This window comes from Azospirillum sp. UENF 112521, assembly GCF_058780665.1.
This window is the reverse complement of the sequence record NZ_JBSNCI010000003.1, coordinates 829530-844826: the sequence shown is the minus strand read 5'-3', so window position 1 is coordinate 844826 and position 15297 is coordinate 829530. Positions and strand designations below refer to the sequence as shown.

The following is a 15297-nucleotide window of genomic DNA, read 5'->3' as shown; positions in this document are numbered from 1 at the left end:
TGGTTCGCCTCCCGCCATCCCGATCCGTCCTTGTCGAACGCCCACGAACGATGCAACGCTAGGGGGTAGCGATGCAACGTTGGATGATAGTATGACGCCGGTTCTCCAGTCTCTGACAACCCTTCCGTCATATTTGCTCTTCGCCGTCGTGATGCTGGGGTTCCTGCTGCTGTTCATCCTGGCCTACACCGCCGTCACCCCGTATCGCGATCTGGCACTGGTTCGTCAGGGGAACACGACCGCCGCCCTGACCCTGGGCGGTGCCATGATCGGCTTCGCCCTGCCGCTGATGAGCGTCGCCTCGCACACCACCAACATCGTCGATCTGGCGGTGTGGGGCGTGATCGCGCTGGTGTCGCAGCTGTTGGTCTATGTCATCGGCTCTCGCGTGCTGCTGCCGGATTTCCGCGCCGGTGTCGAAGCCGACCGCACCGCCTACGGCATCCTGCTCGCCAGCCTGTCCATAGCGGTCGGGCTGCTGAATTACGGCTCGCTGACCTATTGATCCGAGGAAAGGCTTTCCGATGAAGCGCTCGCGCACCGTCGCGGCCCTGTTGCTGGGCGGCATCAGCCCGCTCCTGTTCGCCTGTGGCGAGGACGGCCCCGAAGAGGCGACCGTCTATCCCTCCGTCGAAGCCTGCACCGCCGAGAAGCCGGCGAGCGACTGCGCCGAGGCCTTCACCGCCGCCCGCCAGGAGCATCTGGCCGGCGCCCCCCGTTTCGCCAGCCGGGAGGCCTGCGAGGCGGAGATGGGTGACGGCGCCTGCACTCCGGCCAATGAAGGCATGGGAAGCGGCACCGGGAACATCTTCGTTCCGGCGCTGGTCGGCTTCATGATCGGCCGCAGCCTGACCGGCGGCTACGCCCAGCCGGTCTATTTCGACCGCCAGGGCTATGCCCGTAGCGGCAACACCCGGATCGCCGAGACACCGCTGCCGCCGCAACGCCGGGACGAAATCCGTCAGGGCAGCGGGGGCGTGTCCTCCAGTTCCGGCTCCTACTACCGGCCGGGCTCGGGCAATTCGGGAAAGTCCTTCACGGTCACCACCAGCGGGCGCAGCGCCGGCTTCGGCTCGACCGGGTCGTCGCGCGGCTTCTCGGGGAGCTGAGGCGATGGAACGTGTCCGGACGGCCCCCCGCCCGCAGTGGCAGGCCAAGCTCGACGAGATCGGCTTCCCCTTCCATACCGACGCCGACGGCACGGCCTATTGGGACGAAAGCGCCCACTGGCGCTTCTCCCTTGCCGAAATCGAGACGCTGGAGGAAGCCGCCGAGGAGGTCTACCGCCTGTGCGAGGAGGCCGTCGGCCATGTCGTGACGCGCGGCCTGTACGAGGCGGTCGGACTTCCGCGCTGGGCGGCTCCCGCCATCGAGGCGAGCTGGAAAGAGCGCGACGGGCGGGACATGGCGCTCTACGCCCGTTTCGACTTCGCCTGGGACGGCAAGGGCGGGCCGCCGAAGGCGCTGGAGTTGAATGCGGAAACGCCGACCTCGCTCTACGAGACCGCCGTCGCCCAATGGTGCTGGCTTCAGGACGTCCATCCCGACGCCGACCAGTTCAACAGCCTGGAGGAGGCCCTGGTCGAGCGTTGGCAGGCGCGGATGCAGGCCTTCCCCGCGCTGGCATCGCAGGCCGAGGCGGTGCATTTCGCCTGCCTGATGCCGCATCCGGAGGACGAGGCGACCATCGCCTATCTCCAGACCCTGGCCCTGCGCGCCGGCATGACCACCAAGGCGATGCCGATCCAGGCGATCCGCTACGACGACGCCTCCGGCTGCTTCCTGGACGATGCCGGCCTGCCGATCCGGCAGCTGATGAAGCTCTATCCGTGGGACTGGATGATCCGGGAGGAGACCGGCCGCGAACTGGTGACCGCCGCCGCGCAAGGGCGGATCCGGATGATCGAGCCGGCCTGGAAGATGGTGATGGCGTCGAAGGGGCTGTTCGCCCTGCTGTGGGAGCTGAACCCCGGCCACCCCAACCTGTTGCAGACCTCGCTCGACCGCACCGGCTTTCCGGCGGGGGCTAAGGTGGTGGCGAAGCCGCTGCTCGGCCGCGAGGGCAGCAATGTCAGCATCGCCACCCTCGACGCCGCCGGCTTGCCCATCGGTCAGCCCATCGCCCAGACCGAAGGACCCTATGGCGAGGAAGGCTGGGTGTACCAGTCCTTCACGCCGCTGGCGGAGGCTGACGGCAACCATGCCGTCTTCGGCGTCTGGATGGCCGGTGGCAAGCCCTGCGGCCTGGGCATCCGCGAGGACCGCGCGCTGATCACCGGCAACACCAGCCGCTTCGTCCCGCACATGATCGCACCGCCCTGAGGACGTCTGAGGTCACGCGCCGCGGAAGACAAGCTCGTCGGCGATGATGGCACCGCTCGCCTGCATCAGGTACAGCCCGATGTGGTGGGTGACCGCCTGCGGGTGGGCCGCGGTGTCGGGCAGGCCGAGGCTGCGTGCGGTGTCGAGCGGCAAATCGTAGGTGGAGCAGCCCGGCTCATACACGACGATCTCGCGCAGCGGCCCGGTCATTCCGTGGTTGCGCGCCGACAACAGGGCCTGGACGGCCTGAAGCACACAGATGTCGGTGCAGATGCCGTCCACCACCAGCGTCTCGATGCCGTTGGCGGCGATCCAGTCGAACAGCCGGTTCTGGCCCGTCACGAGGTCGGTCGTGCCGACCACGCCGTTGATGCAGTCCTTGCGCATCAGCGTGACTCCGGGGGTGCCGTCCAGCCAGGACAGTTCCTCGACCAGATTCTCCTCGCCGGTGCCGGCCTCGCAATGGGGCGGGTAGGGGTATTCGGGCTTGCCCGGCTCATGGTTGTCGAGGAAGACCGCGATGGGATGGCCGGCCGACAGGAACAGCCGGTTCGTGCGGTCTATCTCGGCGATCATCCGGCTGACCTGGGCATTGGCGACCGGCGGCGCCAGATTGCCGCCGCCGATGGCGGCGAACCCGTTCACCGGATCGACGTCGAGCTTCCCAACCCGCTTGCCGGCCAGCGAGACGCTGGCGCTGCGCACCGGCAGGGCGGCGGCGACGGCTTCCAGAGCGGCGGCGGGGCCGATGGCGAAATTTGTGATGGTCTCGGTCATGGCGTCTCTCCTGCGGATCAGACCAGCACCGGGACGTTGGCGACGCCCTCGGTACCGAAGATGGCGCGGTAACGGGCAACCTCGGAAGCCGGCCCGGTGGCCTTCTCGTAATTGTCGCTGAGCTTGACCGCCCCCTTCCAGGCGCCGTCCACCTCGACCGCGGTCACCTTGCAGACCAGGCTCAGCGGGTCGAGCCCCTGGCCGTTGCGCGGGTGGCAGTTCCGGAAGTCGGAGGTCAGCAGCGTGCCCCAGCCATAGCCGTCACGGATGCGGCCGCCGAAGGTTTGGTGGAGGGTCACGATGTCCTCGACGTCCAGCCCGTCGCTGAACAGGACGCGCTTCTCGCGCGGATCGCGGCCGTGGCGTTCCAGCCACGCGATGTACTCCTCGCCCGCCGCCACCGGCTCTTTGCTGTCCACCCGCATGCCGGTCCAGTCCGCCACCCAGTCCGGCGCGTCCCGCAGGAACTGGGTCGAGCCGAAGGTGTCGGGCAGGAACACCAGCATCGAGCCGCCATAGGTCTCCTGCCACAGCCGCAGCACGTCATATTGCGCCACGCGCAGCTCGCCGTCGGTCCGCGCCAGTGCCGCGACCGTCGTCGGCAGCTCGTGCGCGTTGGTGCCGATGGCTTCCAGATCGTGCTTCATGGCGAGATGGGTGTTGGAGGTGCCGATGAAGCGCGGACCGAGTTCCGCTGCCATCGTCTCCACCACATACTCCTGCCAGAGGAAGCTGTGCCGCCGCCGCGTGCCGAAATCCGACAGGCTGAGATCCTCCAGCGGGCGCAGCCGCTCGATCTTGTCCCACAGGCGGACCTTGGCGCGGGCGTAGAGGATGTCGAGTTCGGTCTCGGTCATGCTGGCGAGTGCTGCCCGCGTCTTCAACTCGTTGATGACGCTGAGGGCGTAGATCTCCCACATCGTCGTCATCGCCCACGACCCTTCAAAGTCCAGGCGCCACTGGCCGTCCTCTTCCGACAGCCGGTAGTCGGGTAGCGCAAAATCCTCGGCGAGCCAGGCGACGAACTCCGGCCGGAAGATCCCGCGCTGGCCATAGAAGGTGTTGCCCTGGAGCCAGACCGCTTCCGAACGCTTCAGGCGCAGCGTGCGCACATTGTCCAGCTGGCGGCGCAGTTCGGCCTCGTCGATGATCCGGGCCAGCTTCACCGAGCGGGTGCGGTTGATCAGGCTGAAGCGGACCTTCACGTCGCGGAAATGCCGCCAGATGAATTGCAGCATCGCCAGCTTGTACCAGTCGGTGTCGAGCAGCGACCGGACGATGAAGTCGGTGGCGAAATTGTGATTGTGGGCGCGGCTGCTGAAATTGACGAGCATGGCTGAAACCTCCTGTTCTCGCTGACCGGGTCACAGCCCGTAATGGTTGGTGACCGGCAGGCGCCAGCCCGGCCCGTAGGTCCGTTCGGTGACGACGACGCCCGGAGGGCTCTGGTCGCGCTTGTACTGCGCCCGCGCCGTCATGCGGGCGATGCGCTCGGCATAGGCGGTGGAGATCGGCTGGCCGACGGCAGCACTCGCCAGTTCGGCGGCACGGTCCGCCCCGTTCAGCCCCTCGACCATGGTGGCGAGCACCGCGTCGAGATGTTCGTAGGCGCCCAGCGCCTGCTCGTCCGTCTGCCCCTCGCGCAGTTCGGCACTCGGCGGCTTGGCGATGATACGGTCCGGCATCACGGCCCCCTGCGGGCCGAGCAGCCCTTCGGGGCGGTGCGTGTTGCGCCAGCGCGCCAGCCTGAAGACCACCGTCTTGTAGACGTCCTTCAGCACCGAATAGCCGCCGCACATGTCGCCATAGAGGGTCGCATAGCCCACGCTCATCTCGCTCTTGTTGCCGGTGCTCAGCACCATCAGCCCGAGCCGGTTGGACAGGGCCATCAGGGTCATACCGCGCGCCCGCGCCTGGACATTCTCGAAGGTGGTGTCGTCCGCCGGCACCGGATGGCCCTCGAAGACCGGGGCGAGCATGCCGTCGAAGGCGTCCATCGCCGGCGCTATCGGCACGGTCAGCAGGCGGGTGCCGAGCAGGGCTGCGGCCCGTTCGGCATCCCCCATGCTCTCCGCCGAAGTGTAGGGCGACGGCATGCGGACCGGCAGCACGCGCCCGGCGCCCAGCGCGTCCACCGCGACCGCGGCCGACAGGGCGCTGTCGATGCCGCCCGACATGCCGAGCACCACGCCGGGAAAGCCGTTCTTGTCCACATAGTCGCGCAGGCCCAGCACCAGCGCCCGATACATCGCCTCGGTCTCGTCGGGATAGCCGTTCGGCAGCATGCCGAACACGTCACCGCGCCGCAGGTCGATGCCGCCGTCCTCGCCGCGCTCCAGCGTGATGTCGAACTCGCACTCCCGGAAACCGGCCTGGGCGATCACCAGCCCGGCCCGGTCCATCGCATAGCTTCCGCCGTCGAACACCAGGCTGTCCTGTCCCCCGACCTGATTGACGTAGAGGACCGGCAGGCCGGTGGTCTTGACCGTGCGCCGGCCGATGGCGAGCCGGACCGCCTGCTTTCCGGTCCTGAAATGCGAGCCGTTCGGCACGATCAGGATCTCGGCCCCTTCGGCCGCCAGCGCCTGGGCGACCTTGCCGTGCCAGAAATCCTCGCAGATGGCGATGCCCAGGCGGAAGCCGCGGAAATCGACGGGCGCGGGCAGCGGGCCGGGGGCGAAGACCCGCTTCTCGTCATAGACCTCGTCGTTCGGCAGCGTGTGCTTGAGCACGATCTTCATCGACCCGTCGGTCTCGATGAGAAAGGCGGCGTTGTAGGGCAGGGCGCCGCCGTCGAGCGGTCCGCCGACCAGCACCGCCGGCCCGCCGTCGCCCCGCATCTCACCGGCCAGCGCATCGAGCGCCGCGCGGAAATCGCGCTGGAAGCCGGGACGCAGCACCAGATCCTGAAGCGGATAGCCGCTGCCGAAGCACTCGCTGAACACCAGCAGGTCGGCCTTGCCGCGATACTGCGCGCGATGGCGGCGGACGATGTCGAAATTGCCCTGCAACGCGCCAACAGTGGGGTTGGCCTGGACGCAGACGATGCGCAAGGTGGAAGAGGTGTTGGTGGAAGAGGTGTTGGACATGGCAAAGCTCCTTTGCCGAATGCCGCCGGTCTGTCCGGCGGGCTTGATCGTCATGGTGTGATGCGACCCTGACCATGGGAGCGGACTCCGGTCCGGTTCAGCTGTTGGACTGGGCGATCAGGGTCTGGATGATGTGGTAGTGATCCTCGAACATCCGTTCGGGATCGATGTCGGCAATCGGCATCCAGCGGGCCGATCTGGCGTCGTCGCCGCCGCGCACCTTGGGGAATCCCTCGTCGGTCGGCTTGAGCTGGATGAGGAAGGCCTGCGTCACCGTGCGCCCGCGCGTCGAGCGGTAGGGGTGATCGAAGATCTGGCTGGCGCGGATGCCGCCCTCCAGGAAGCCCACCGGAATCTTGAGCTTCGTCTCCTCCCGCAACTCCCGGATCATGGCGTCCCTGATCCGCTCATGCTGCCCGACGAAGCCCCCGGGCAGCGCCAGCAGGCCGCGCCCCGGCAATCCGCGGCGTTCGACCAGCAGGACATGGCCCGACAGCACCACCACCGCATCGGCGGTCAGGAATGTGGGAGGGTGGGGGGCGTTGGCCCAGCCCGCCTTGTATTTGGCGATGTAGGCGCTTTCCTCGGCCAGCCGCTTGTAATCGTCGGTGCCCGCGAACTCGGCCAGGAAGGCGGCGACAGTGGCGGGCAGGGCCTCTTTCCACTCCTCCAGCGCCGCCGTCGGGTCGGCGAAATAGGCATCGCGGATCGGCGTCGCCGAAATCCCCCGGACATTCGCACACTCCACGGCGCCCCATTGCGGGAACATGCGCAGATAATAGCTGCTGTGGTCCTTCGCATGACCGATCAGCCCGATTTTTGGGGGTGAGCCGTCGGCAGGCCGGTGGTGTTGCACCGCGACGCCATGCACCGCGGCCTGGACGTCGCGGATCCATTCCAGGTCGTTGTAGCGGTCGATGAGGGGAAGCACCGTGATTCGCCCGCACTCTTCCGGCGAGAAGGCGCCCTCGATGCAGGCGCGTACCTCTTCGAAGCGGAAGGGATTGCGGTGGCTGCGCGCCTGACGCGACGATCCGACCAGAACGATCAGATGCCGCCCCAGCGACAGGGCCCGCTTCATGACGGTGAGATGGCCGATATGGAAGGGGCGGAAGCGGCCGACGAAGACCAGGAAGTCGAAGCCTGAGGCGCTCTGCGCGCCGGGGGCCGCGGTCTTCTGCGGCAAGGACAGGGTGCCGGACTCGCGTCCGGTCGGAGAGACGATGGTCATGCTCAGCAAGCTCCTTGCTGAAAGAGTGCCGCAGTCTATCTGCGGCACACAAACGATACGGGCTCGGCGGACATTTCTCAAGGCCCCCAGATATGCTCTTTGGGAGCAATACGGTTGGCCGAGCCGCATGGCTGCCCGAAATCTATCGCTCGCCTGTGCCGCCCACCTCGCGGAACCAGTCGGCATAGGGTGTCGTACGGACCATGTGCCGGTTCAGGTCCGGCGCACCATCGGACCACCAGACGGGTCCGCGCTCGCCGAGCGCGCGCTTGGCCTGATCGACGGCAGCATGCGCCGCCGCTTCTCCATCGCTGTCCCCGGCCCGTCTCGCGGTCGCCACGGCCCGGCGGGCCCGCATCAGATCGGCAACCAGGCCGGCGCGGGCCTCGTCCGACAAAGCCGGGTTGGCCGTGCGCCACAGACGTCCGCGCACGACGATGTAGCGGCCATCGGGGGTGGTGAGCGGGCTGGGCTTGGTGGACAATGGAACCTCCGACGCGTCTGCCACCTGAACGGCACAGGCGTCGAAACGGACCGCGCTCACACCGGTTCGGCAACCTTGCCGGCCGTCAGGCTTCGCAGGCCGGCGAGATCGGCCACGGTCCGGCAGCCGAGCAGGGCCATGGTCCGGTCGAGCTCGTCCCGCAGGATCGACAGCGCGTGCTCCGCCCCCGCCTGCCCGCCGGCGGCAAGACCGAACAGCGGCGCCCGGCCGAGCAGAACGGCGGCGGCCCCGGCGGCCAGCAGCTTTGCGGCGTCGCTGCCGCGCCGCACCCCGCTGTCGGCCAGAACCGTCAGCCGGTCGCCGACCGCGTCCACGATCCGCGGCAGAACGGTGAGCGGCGACGGCGCGCAATCGAGGTTGCGGCCGCCATGGTTGGACACCACGATGGCCTCGACCCCGGCCGCCGCGGCGCGCAGCGCATCCTCCGGCGCCAGCAGACCCTTCAGGATGATCCGGCCCTGCCAGCGGCGGCGCAGCTCCGCCACATCGTCCCAGTTGACCCGGTCGCACAGCCGGATCGGGTCGTGCGCCGCGGCGTCGGTGATGCGGGTGCGGAACTGCTCCGGATAATGGGCGTATCCGGGCCAGCCGCCGTTGGCCAGCAGGCGGAGCAGCACCCCGCCCGCCCAAGCCGGATGACGCGCCACGTCCAGGGCGCCGCGCAGCGACGGCTCGACCGGAACACTGAATCCGTTGTGTCGGTTATACTCGCGCTTGGGCGAAACCGCGGTGTCCACCGTCAGGATCAGCGTGTCCACCCCGCAGGCGGCGACGCGGTCGAGCAGGGCGTGGGTCAGGCTGCGGTCGCGCCAGACATAGAGCTGGAACCACAGCTCGGCCCCGGACTCCGCGATGGCCTCGATGCTGGTGATCGACTGGGTCGAGACGCCGAAGGGAATGCCGGCGGCGCGGGCGGCGCGGGCCAGCAGCACCTCGCCGTCATAGCGGACCAGACCGGCGGCGGCGGTGGGTGCCACGACGAAGGGCATCGGGCGGTCGCGGCCGAACAGCGTCACGCCGGTGTGGCGCGCACTGCAATCGACCAGCACCCGCGGCGTCAGTTCGGCCTGGGCGAAGCTGTCGCGCAGCCGGCGCAGGGAGGTCTCGTCCTCGGTGCCGCGGTCGATATATTCGAACAGGCCGCGCGGCAGGAACCGGCGGGCGCGCAGCCGCAACTCGTCGATGTTCAGGCATGCCTGATGGGCCGCCATGGGATCAACCGCCTCCCGCGGTGTTGAGGGCGGCTATCGGGAATAGCCGCCGAATTTGTGGACGGAAATGGAAGCCGCCGCCACCTGGACATGGCGGGCAAGCTCCTGCTCGACCTGCTCCGGCGTCCAGCGCGTGGCCGGGACCGAAATGCTGAGGCCGGCCACGGCGCGGCCATGCTCGTCGGTGATGGCGGCGCCGACCGAGATGTCGCCCATCACCGTTTCGTTGATCAGCAGGGCATAGCCCTTCTCCCCCGCTTCGCGCACGCGGGCGCGCAGCCGGTCGGGATCGCAGACGGTGTAGGGGGTCAGCGGGCGCAGATCGGTGCGGGCGAGGATCTCCTCCCGCTCCTCCTCCGACAGACGCGACAGGATGGCGGTGCCGGATGCGGTGTAATAGGCGGGCAGCCGGCTGCCGACCATGAATTCGATGTTGACCAGATGCTTGCCGGGGAAGCGGGCGACGAAGACAATCTCGGCGCCGTCCAGCTCCTGCAGGTTGGTGGTCTCGCCGACGCTGCGGCTGATGTCGAGAAGATAGGGGAAGGCCTTCTCGATCAGCTCGTTGGCGCGCAGGTAGTTGTAGGAGAACTGCAGCAGCTTCGGCGTCAGCGCATAGTTGCGCGTGCCGTGGACGCGGCGAAGATATCCCAGGACCTCCAGCGTGTAGACCAGCCGCTGCGCGGCGCTGCGGTCCAGGTTGGCGGCCCTGGCGATCTCCGACAGCGGCATTTGCCGGTGCGGCCCGTCGAAGGCGTGGAGGATCTGGAAGGTCTTCTCGGTCGAGCCGACGAACAGCGAGGAGTCGCGCGGATCGGCCTTCCTGGCCTCCGGTTCCACCATCATTCCGGCCGCCGTCATTCCGGCCGCCGTCATTCCAGCCGAAGTCCCGCCCGGCTCGGTCATGGCCTCTTCCGCCTTCGGCTTCCGTCCTGCTGTCCGCGTCATCGCCAATTCCCCAAGACAGTCTCCATCCCGCCGGACCCCGGCCCTGTGCTTTCGCGCCAGGGTCCGCCATCTCCACGCTAACGCATAGCATCCGGCGAACCGAATGCCACGCGCCGCGCGGTTGCCTCCCATCACACCGGCTGGGCGGCCGGCATTCCCTCGTAAGTGACCAGCAGGCGGGACAGCTCGCGCCGCAGCGACTGCTTCAGCGGCTCGCCGGGCTCGCGCAGCGGTGCCAGCATCGCCGGGGCGTTAACGCCGATCAGATCCATCACCGCCTTCATCGGGCCGGGGTTGGTCTCGGCGAAGGCGAGGTTCATCATCGGGATCAGGGTGCGGTGGATTTCCAGCGCCTTGTCCAGCTTGCCCGTCGAGGCGAGGTCATGGATCAGGCGCCACGCCCGCGGCAGCAGGTTGGCCGTCACCACGATGCCGCCACGGGCACCCGCCGCGACATGCAGCGGGAACAGCGTGTCCTCGCCGCTCAGCACCGCGAAGGAGGAGTCCACCCCCGCCACCGTGCGCAGGAAATGGTACATGTCGGTGTTGCAGGCCTTCATGCCGACGATCCGCTCGTGCCGCGACAGCTCGTGCAGGATCTCCGGATCGATGGCGATGCGGGTGCGGTAGGGGATCTCGTAGATCAGGATCGGCACCGGCGATTCGTCGGCGTAGCGCAGGAAATAGTCGCGGATGCCGGCCTGCGTCGGGTTGGTGTAGTAGGGGGTCAGCACCAGCAGACCGTCCACCCCGGCGGCGGCGAAATCGCGGCCGGCCGACAGCGCGTCGTAATAGCCGGTGTCGAGCACCCCGGCGATCACCGGCCCGCGCTTCTCGCCAGCACCCGCCATCGCCTCGACCGACAGCTCGGCGAAGCGGATGCGCTGGTCCTTCGCCAGGGCGCCATACTCGCCGGTGCCGCCGAGCGGGACCAGCCCGTCGATCCCCTGGCGGAACAGCCAGGAGAACAGCGCCTTGGAGGCGGCCACGTCGATGGTGCCGTCGGCAGTGACCGGCGTCGGGGTGGCGGGCAGGATGCCGCGAATCTTCGTGGCGTTGAGCATGTCTTGTCCTTGGAAGAAGCTGGTGGTGAAGGCGGTTGGGGAGCCGGCCTCAGCCGGCGAGGCTGCGGCGGCGCAGACGGTCCGCGACATAGATCAAGGCGGCGACGAACAGCAGCAGTCCGGTCGACACCGCCGCGATGACGGGGGAGACCTGCAGCGTCACCTCGTCCCAGAACTGCTTGGGCAGCGTGGCGCTCAGCCCGCCCGAGGAGAACAGGGAGATGGTCAGCTCGTCGAAGGAGGTGGCGAAGGCGAACAGGAAGGACGACAGCATGCCGGCCCCCAGGATCGGGAAGGTGACGTGCCGCAGCGCCGCCACCGGCCGGGCGCCCAGGCTCTGCGCCGCGAGGTCGAGCCGGGTGTCGTAGTTGCGCAGCACCGCCATCATGGTCATGACCACATAGGGCACGGCGACGACGGTGTGGCCGATGACCAGACCCAGGATCGTGCCGACCAGACCCATCTGGGCGAAGACATAGAACATGCCGACGGCGATGATCATGCGCGGCACGACGATGGGCGACAGGATGAAGGCCAGCATGGCGCCCTTGCCCCGCATCTGGCTGCGCACCATCAGGAAGGCGGCGGGAACGCCGATCGCCATCGACAGCAGGCCGGTGCCGAACGCCACCACGATGGAGCGCCACAGCGCCTGCATCCAGATCGGCGAGTCCAGCAGCTGTTGGTACCATTGCAGCGTGAAGCCCGACGGCGGCCAGGCGAGCCCGCCCTTGCCGAAGGACAGCGGGATCATCAGGAAGGCGGGCAGGCTGATCAGCACCAGCAGCAGCCAGACGAAGGCGGTCAGCGCCACCGGCCGCTCGGACCGGCCGCGGAGCGGATGGCGGCGCGGCACCAGGCCGATCAGCGCATCGCTGGCGGAGCCCAGCGCGGCCAGCACGCGTCCGCCCAGCCGCCGCATGGCGGTGTCGCGGTTGCGCACCGCGGCACTCTCGCCGGTCAGCGACGCGAAGCCGAAGACGCGGTCGTACAGCACGAACACCACCAGCACGACCGTCAGCAGCAGGACCGAGATGGCGCCGGCCAGACCCCAGTTCAGCGTCTGCTGAACCTGATCGATGATCAGCTGGGTGATCATCGTCTCCTTCCGGCCGCCCAGCAGGGCGGGCACGATGAAGAAGCCGATGGCCGACACGAAGACCATGATCGCCGCGGCGGCCACGCCCGGAAGCGACAGCGGGAAATAGACGGTCCAGAAGGCGGTGCCGGGCTTTGCTCCCAGCGTGCCGGCGGCGCGCGGCAGGGTGCGGTCGATGTTCTCCATCACCGCCAGCATGGTCATCACCGCCAGCGGCAGCATGGCGTGCACCATGCCGACCAGCACGGCGCCGAAGCCATAGAGCAGGTCGGCCGGGGTGTCGATGATGCCCAGCGACATCAGCGTGCTGTTGACGACGCCGTTGCGGCCGAGGATGACGACCCAGGCGAAGGCGCGCACCAGGAAGCTGGTCCAGAAGGACAGCAGGACCCAGAAGATCAGCCGGCTCTTCGCCGGCCCCTTGGCGATGGAGATCAGGTAGGCGACCGGATAGGCCGCGACCACCGCGACCACCGTCGTCGCCAGCGAGATCTTCAGCGTGATCCACAGGACGGTGATGTAGAGGCTGGAGGCGAACAGCTGGGCATAGGGCGCCAGCGTGAAGCCCTGCCCGTTGTAGACGCTGAGCGCCAGCAGCTGCCCGACCGGGAAGACCAGGAAGGCGACAAGCAGCAGCACGAGCGGGGCGCCCATCAGCACCGGCTTGCGCCAGGCGGGCGGGGGCGAGTGGCGTTTGGCGCCGGGGGCGTGGGTCATGGTCATGGACTGTCCGGCCATCTCACGCCGTCCCGGCCGCGCGGGCGCTGTCGGCGATCACCACGGCATCGCGGCCGCTCCAGGACAGCGTCAGCACGTCGTCGATGCGGACCGCGTCGTCCTCGTTGCGGGTGGGGAAGGCGGCGACCAGCGGCGGCAGCTTGCCGTCCAGCGGCTCCATATAGACCTTGGTCAGGCTGCCGGTGACCATCACCTCCGACACGCGGCCCTGAATCCCGTCGGGAACGCTCCCGCCCTTGCGGGCGACCGTCAGGTTCTGCGGACGCACCATGACGCGCACCTCGCTGCCCGGCGGCAGGTCGTTGCCGTTGGCGAGCGCCCGGCCGGACACGCCCTGCGTGCCGAGCCCGATCTCGACCTCGTCGCCGCTGCGGCTGCGGAGCGCCGCGGGCAGGATGTTGGATTCGCCCAGGAAATCGGCGACGAACAGCGAGCGCGGCCGGAAATACAGGTCGGCCGGCGTTCCCAGCTGCTCGATCCGCCCGGCATTCATCAGGCAGATGCGGTCGGACATCGTCATCGCCTCTTCCTGATCGTGGGTGACGTAGACGACCGTCGTTCCCAGCTCGCGGTGCAGGCGCTTGATCTCCAGCTGCATGTGCTCGCGCAGCTTCTTGTCGAGCGCGCCCAGCGGCTCGTCCATCAGGATGATCGACGGCTTGTAGACCATGCAGCGGGCGAGCGCGACGCGCTGCTGCTGGCCGCCCGACAGCTCGCGCGGATAGCGGCCTGCGATGTGCGGCAGATGCACCATCTCCAGCGCCTCGAGCGCGCGCCGCTTGGCCTCGGTCGCCCCGACCTTCCGCATCTTCAGCGGAAAGGCGATGTTCTCCTCGATGGTCATGTGCGGGAACAGCGCGTAGTTCTGGAACACCACGCCGATGTCGCGCTCATAGGGCGGGGCGTAGGTGACGTCCTGCGAGCCGATGCGCACGCTTCCCTCGTCGGGCGGCACCAGCCCGGCCAGAAGGCTGAGCAGCGTCGTCTTGCCGGAGCCCGACGGACCGAGCAGCGTCAGGAATTCGCCGTCGGCGACGACGAGATCCGTGGGAGCCAGCGCCACGAAGTCGCCGTAGCGCTTGGCAAGACCCTGGACGGAAAGGCTGGAAGAAGACATGCGCGCCTCCTCGCGAAGGGGTGGGGCCGAAGGGGAATGGGGGCGGAAAGGGCGGGCAGGGGACACCGCACCGGCATCCCCCGCCCGCGTTTCCTCAGCTCAGCAGCCAGGCGTTGTAGCGCTCGAGACCCTTCTGCTGGTTCTTCAGCCAGTAGTCGGCGTTGATCTGCACGCCGCGCTCGATGTTGGCCGGGAAGGTCGGGCAGTCGGGAGCGATCTTGGCGTCGATGTACTTGAAGGCGTCCGGCTGGGTCACGCCGGCCGGGAAATACTTCACCAGTTCGGCCTGCCGCTTGGGGTCGGAGGCGAACTTGATGAACTGGCGGCAGGCGTCGGCGTTCGGGGTGCCGGCCAGGATCGACCAGCTGTCGAGGCCCCAGATGTTCTGGTCCCAGACGATGCCGACCGGTGCGCCGGCGGCGATGGCGGCCTGCGGACGCGACACCCAGGTCGGCACCATGTCCACTTCACCCGACAGCAGCATCTGCTCGACCTGCGCGCCGCTGGTCCAGAACACCGAGATGTCCTTCTTGATGCGGTCCAGCGCCTTGAAGGCGCGGTCGAGGTCGCAGGGATAGACCTCGGCGGTCGGCACGCCGTCGGCCATCAGCGCCTGCTCGATGGTGTCGAACGGATGCTTGCGCAGGGCACGGCGGCCGGGGAAGTTGGCGACGTCGTAGAAGTCCTTCCACGAGGCCGGCGCCTTGCGGCCCTTGAAGGCTTCGGTGCGGTAGGCCAGAACCGTGGTGTAGACGTTGGTGCCGACGCCATATTCCGACATGTACTGCTTGGGGATCGAGGCGACCGCCGGGTCGGCCTCAAGCCCATGCTTCTCCAGCAGCGGCTTGTCGCCGCCGGTCAGCATCAGGATGGCCGGCTGGCTGATCTTCGCCATGTCCCAGGTGTAGGACTTGGCTTCCACCATCGAGCGGATCTGCGCGGTCGGCTCGGCATTGGCCTGGACGCCGACCACTTCGATGCCGGTCGCGGCGGTGAAGGGTTTATAGAAGATTTCGCCATAGGCCTTGGTGTAGATGCCGCCGTCGTCGCGCACGACGATCCGCTTGTTCTGCGCGCGGGCCGGGCTCCAGATCGCCGGCATGGCAAGCGCGGCCGTGCCGGCGGCGCCGGCTTTCAGCAGGGTGCGGCGGGACCAGCCGGATTGGCGGATGCTCATGTCGGAACTCCTCGTGGTG

The 15297-nt window shown here is 68.3% G+C and carries 14 protein-coding genes; 3 read left to right on the top strand and 11 right to left on the bottom strand.

The annotated features are described in order from the left end of the window. Positions 1 to 91 precede the first annotated feature (91 nt). The 3 genes from ACWPN8_RS19540 to ACWPN8_RS19530 are packed head-to-tail and all read left to right on the top strand — an operon-like array spanning position 92 to position 2322. On the top strand, positions 92 to 505 hold the full coding sequence (locus tag ACWPN8_RS19540; RefSeq protein ID WP_109447691.1) for a DUF350 domain-containing protein: 414 nt from the start codon (positions 92 to 94) through the stop codon (positions 503 to 505). 19 nt (positions 506 to 524) lie between these two features. Next, positions 525 to 1109: a DUF1190 domain-containing protein gene (locus ACWPN8_RS19535; protein WP_492241929.1), complete on the top strand. Its 585-nt coding sequence runs from the start codon at positions 525 to 527 to the stop codon at positions 1107 to 1109. Positions 1110 to 1113: 4 nt separating this feature from the next. Next, positions 1114 to 2322 carry a glutathionylspermidine synthase family protein gene (locus ACWPN8_RS19530; protein WP_492241928.1) on the top strand — a complete coding sequence of 403 codons (1209 nt, stop codon included), beginning with the start codon at positions 1114 to 1116 and terminating at the stop codon, positions 2320 to 2322. Between the two features lie 12 nt (positions 2323 to 2334). Here ACWPN8_RS19530 and ACWPN8_RS19525 read toward each other — a convergent pair whose 3' ends face one another. From ACWPN8_RS19525 to ACWPN8_RS19475, 11 genes are all read right to left on the bottom strand, one after another. Beyond that, on the bottom strand, positions 2335 to 3099 hold the full coding sequence (locus ACWPN8_RS19525) for an isochorismatase family protein (protein WP_492241927.1): 765 nt from the start codon (positions 3097 to 3099) through the stop codon (positions 2335 to 2337). 17 nt (positions 3100 to 3116) lie between these two features. Then, complete coding sequence (locus ACWPN8_RS19520) at positions 3117 to 4433, bottom strand: nicotinate phosphoribosyltransferase (protein ID WP_109447699.1); 1317 nt, start codon at positions 4431 to 4433, stop codon at positions 3117 to 3119. A gap of 30 nt (positions 4434 to 4463) precedes the next feature. Then, positions 4464 to 6188, bottom strand: coding sequence for an NAD+ synthase (locus ACWPN8_RS19515; RefSeq protein ID WP_492241926.1), 1725 nt, complete (start codon positions 6186 to 6188; stop codon positions 4464 to 4466). A 97-nt stretch (positions 6189 to 6285) separates the two neighbouring features. Beyond that, positions 6286 to 7419 carry a bifunctional nicotinamide-nucleotide adenylyltransferase/Nudix hydroxylase gene (locus tag ACWPN8_RS19510; RefSeq protein WP_492241925.1) on the bottom strand — a complete coding sequence of 378 codons (1134 nt, stop codon included), beginning with the start codon at positions 7417 to 7419 and terminating at the stop codon, positions 6286 to 6288. Positions 7420 to 7561: 142 nt separating this feature from the next. Next, entirely contained in the window at positions 7562 to 7903 is a 342-nt protein-coding gene (locus ACWPN8_RS19505) for a hypothetical protein (protein WP_492241924.1), read from the bottom strand. Positions 7904 to 7959: 56 nt separating this feature from the next. After that, a complete protein-coding gene (locus tag ACWPN8_RS19500) occupies positions 7960 to 9135 on the bottom strand; it encodes an alpha-hydroxy acid oxidase (protein WP_492241923.1) in 1176 nt (391 codons plus the stop codon). A 33-nt stretch (positions 9136 to 9168) separates the two neighbouring features. Next, positions 9169 to 10083 (bottom strand): IclR family transcriptional regulator, encoded by a 915-nt coding sequence (locus ACWPN8_RS19495; RefSeq protein WP_492241922.1) that lies wholly within the window; start codon positions 10081 to 10083, stop codon positions 9169 to 9171. Positions 10084 to 10214: 131 nt separating this feature from the next. Continuing rightward, complete coding sequence (locus ACWPN8_RS19490) at positions 10215 to 11147, bottom strand: dihydrodipicolinate synthase family protein (protein ID WP_109452862.1); 933 nt, start codon at positions 11145 to 11147, stop codon at positions 10215 to 10217. A 49-nt stretch (positions 11148 to 11196) separates the two neighbouring features. Continuing rightward, the gene (locus ACWPN8_RS19485) at positions 11197 to 12969 is read right to left on the bottom strand and encodes an ABC transporter permease subunit (RefSeq protein ID WP_247873058.1); all 1773 of its coding nucleotides are present in this window, start codon (positions 12967 to 12969) and stop codon (positions 11197 to 11199) included. A 16-nt stretch (positions 12970 to 12985) separates the two neighbouring features. Then, positions 12986 to 14101 (bottom strand): ABC transporter ATP-binding protein, encoded by a 1116-nt coding sequence (locus ACWPN8_RS19480; protein ID WP_492241921.1) that lies wholly within the window; start codon positions 14099 to 14101, stop codon positions 12986 to 12988. 94 nt (positions 14102 to 14195) lie between these two features. Further along, positions 14196 to 15278 (bottom strand): ABC transporter substrate-binding protein, encoded by a 1083-nt coding sequence (locus tag ACWPN8_RS19475; protein WP_109447711.1) that lies wholly within the window; start codon positions 15276 to 15278, stop codon positions 14196 to 14198. Positions 15279 to 15297 lie beyond the last annotated feature (19 nt).

Coding starts and splice junctions, on each gene's coding strand:
- ACWPN8_RS19540 (WP_109447691.1), top strand. CDS start 92: ATGACGCCGGTTCTCCAGTCTCTGACAACCCTTCCGTCATATTTGCTC.
- ACWPN8_RS19535 (WP_492241929.1), top strand. CDS start 525: ATGAAGCGCTCGCGCACCGTCGCGGCCCTGTTGCTGGGCGGCATCAGC.
- ACWPN8_RS19530 (WP_492241928.1), top strand. CDS start 1,114: ATGGAACGTGTCCGGACGGCCCCCCGCCCGCAGTGGCAGGCCAAGCTC.
- ACWPN8_RS19525 (WP_492241927.1), bottom strand. CDS start 3,099: ATGACCGAGACCATCACAAATTTCGCCATCGGCCCCGCCGCCGCTCTG.
- ACWPN8_RS19520 (WP_109447699.1), bottom strand. CDS start 4,433: ATGCTCGTCAATTTCAGCAGCCGCGCCCACAATCACAATTTCGCCACC.
- ACWPN8_RS19515 (WP_492241926.1), bottom strand. CDS start 6,188: ATGTCCAACACCTCTTCCACCAACACCTCTTCCACCTTGCGCATCGTC.
- ACWPN8_RS19510 (WP_492241925.1), bottom strand. CDS start 7,419: ATGACCATCGTCTCTCCGACCGGACGCGAGTCCGGCACCCTGTCCTTG.
- ACWPN8_RS19500 (WP_492241923.1), bottom strand. CDS start 9,135: ATGGCGGCCCATCAGGCATGCCTGAACATCGACGAGTTGCGGCTGCGC.
- ACWPN8_RS19495 (WP_492241922.1), bottom strand. CDS start 10,083: ATGACGCGGACAGCAGGACGGAAGCCGAAGGCGGAAGAGGCCATGACC.
- ACWPN8_RS19490 (WP_109452862.1), bottom strand. CDS start 11,147: ATGCTCAACGCCACGAAGATTCGCGGCATCCTGCCCGCCACCCCGACG.
- ACWPN8_RS19485 (WP_247873058.1), bottom strand. CDS start 12,969: ATGACCATGACCCACGCCCCCGGCGCCAAACGCCACTCGCCCCCGCCC.
- ACWPN8_RS19480 (WP_492241921.1), bottom strand. CDS start 14,101: ATGTCTTCTTCCAGCCTTTCCGTCCAGGGTCTTGCCAAGCGCTACGGC.
- ACWPN8_RS19475 (WP_109447711.1), bottom strand. CDS start 15,278: ATGAGCATCCGCCAATCCGGCTGGTCCCGCCGCACCCTGCTGAAAGCC.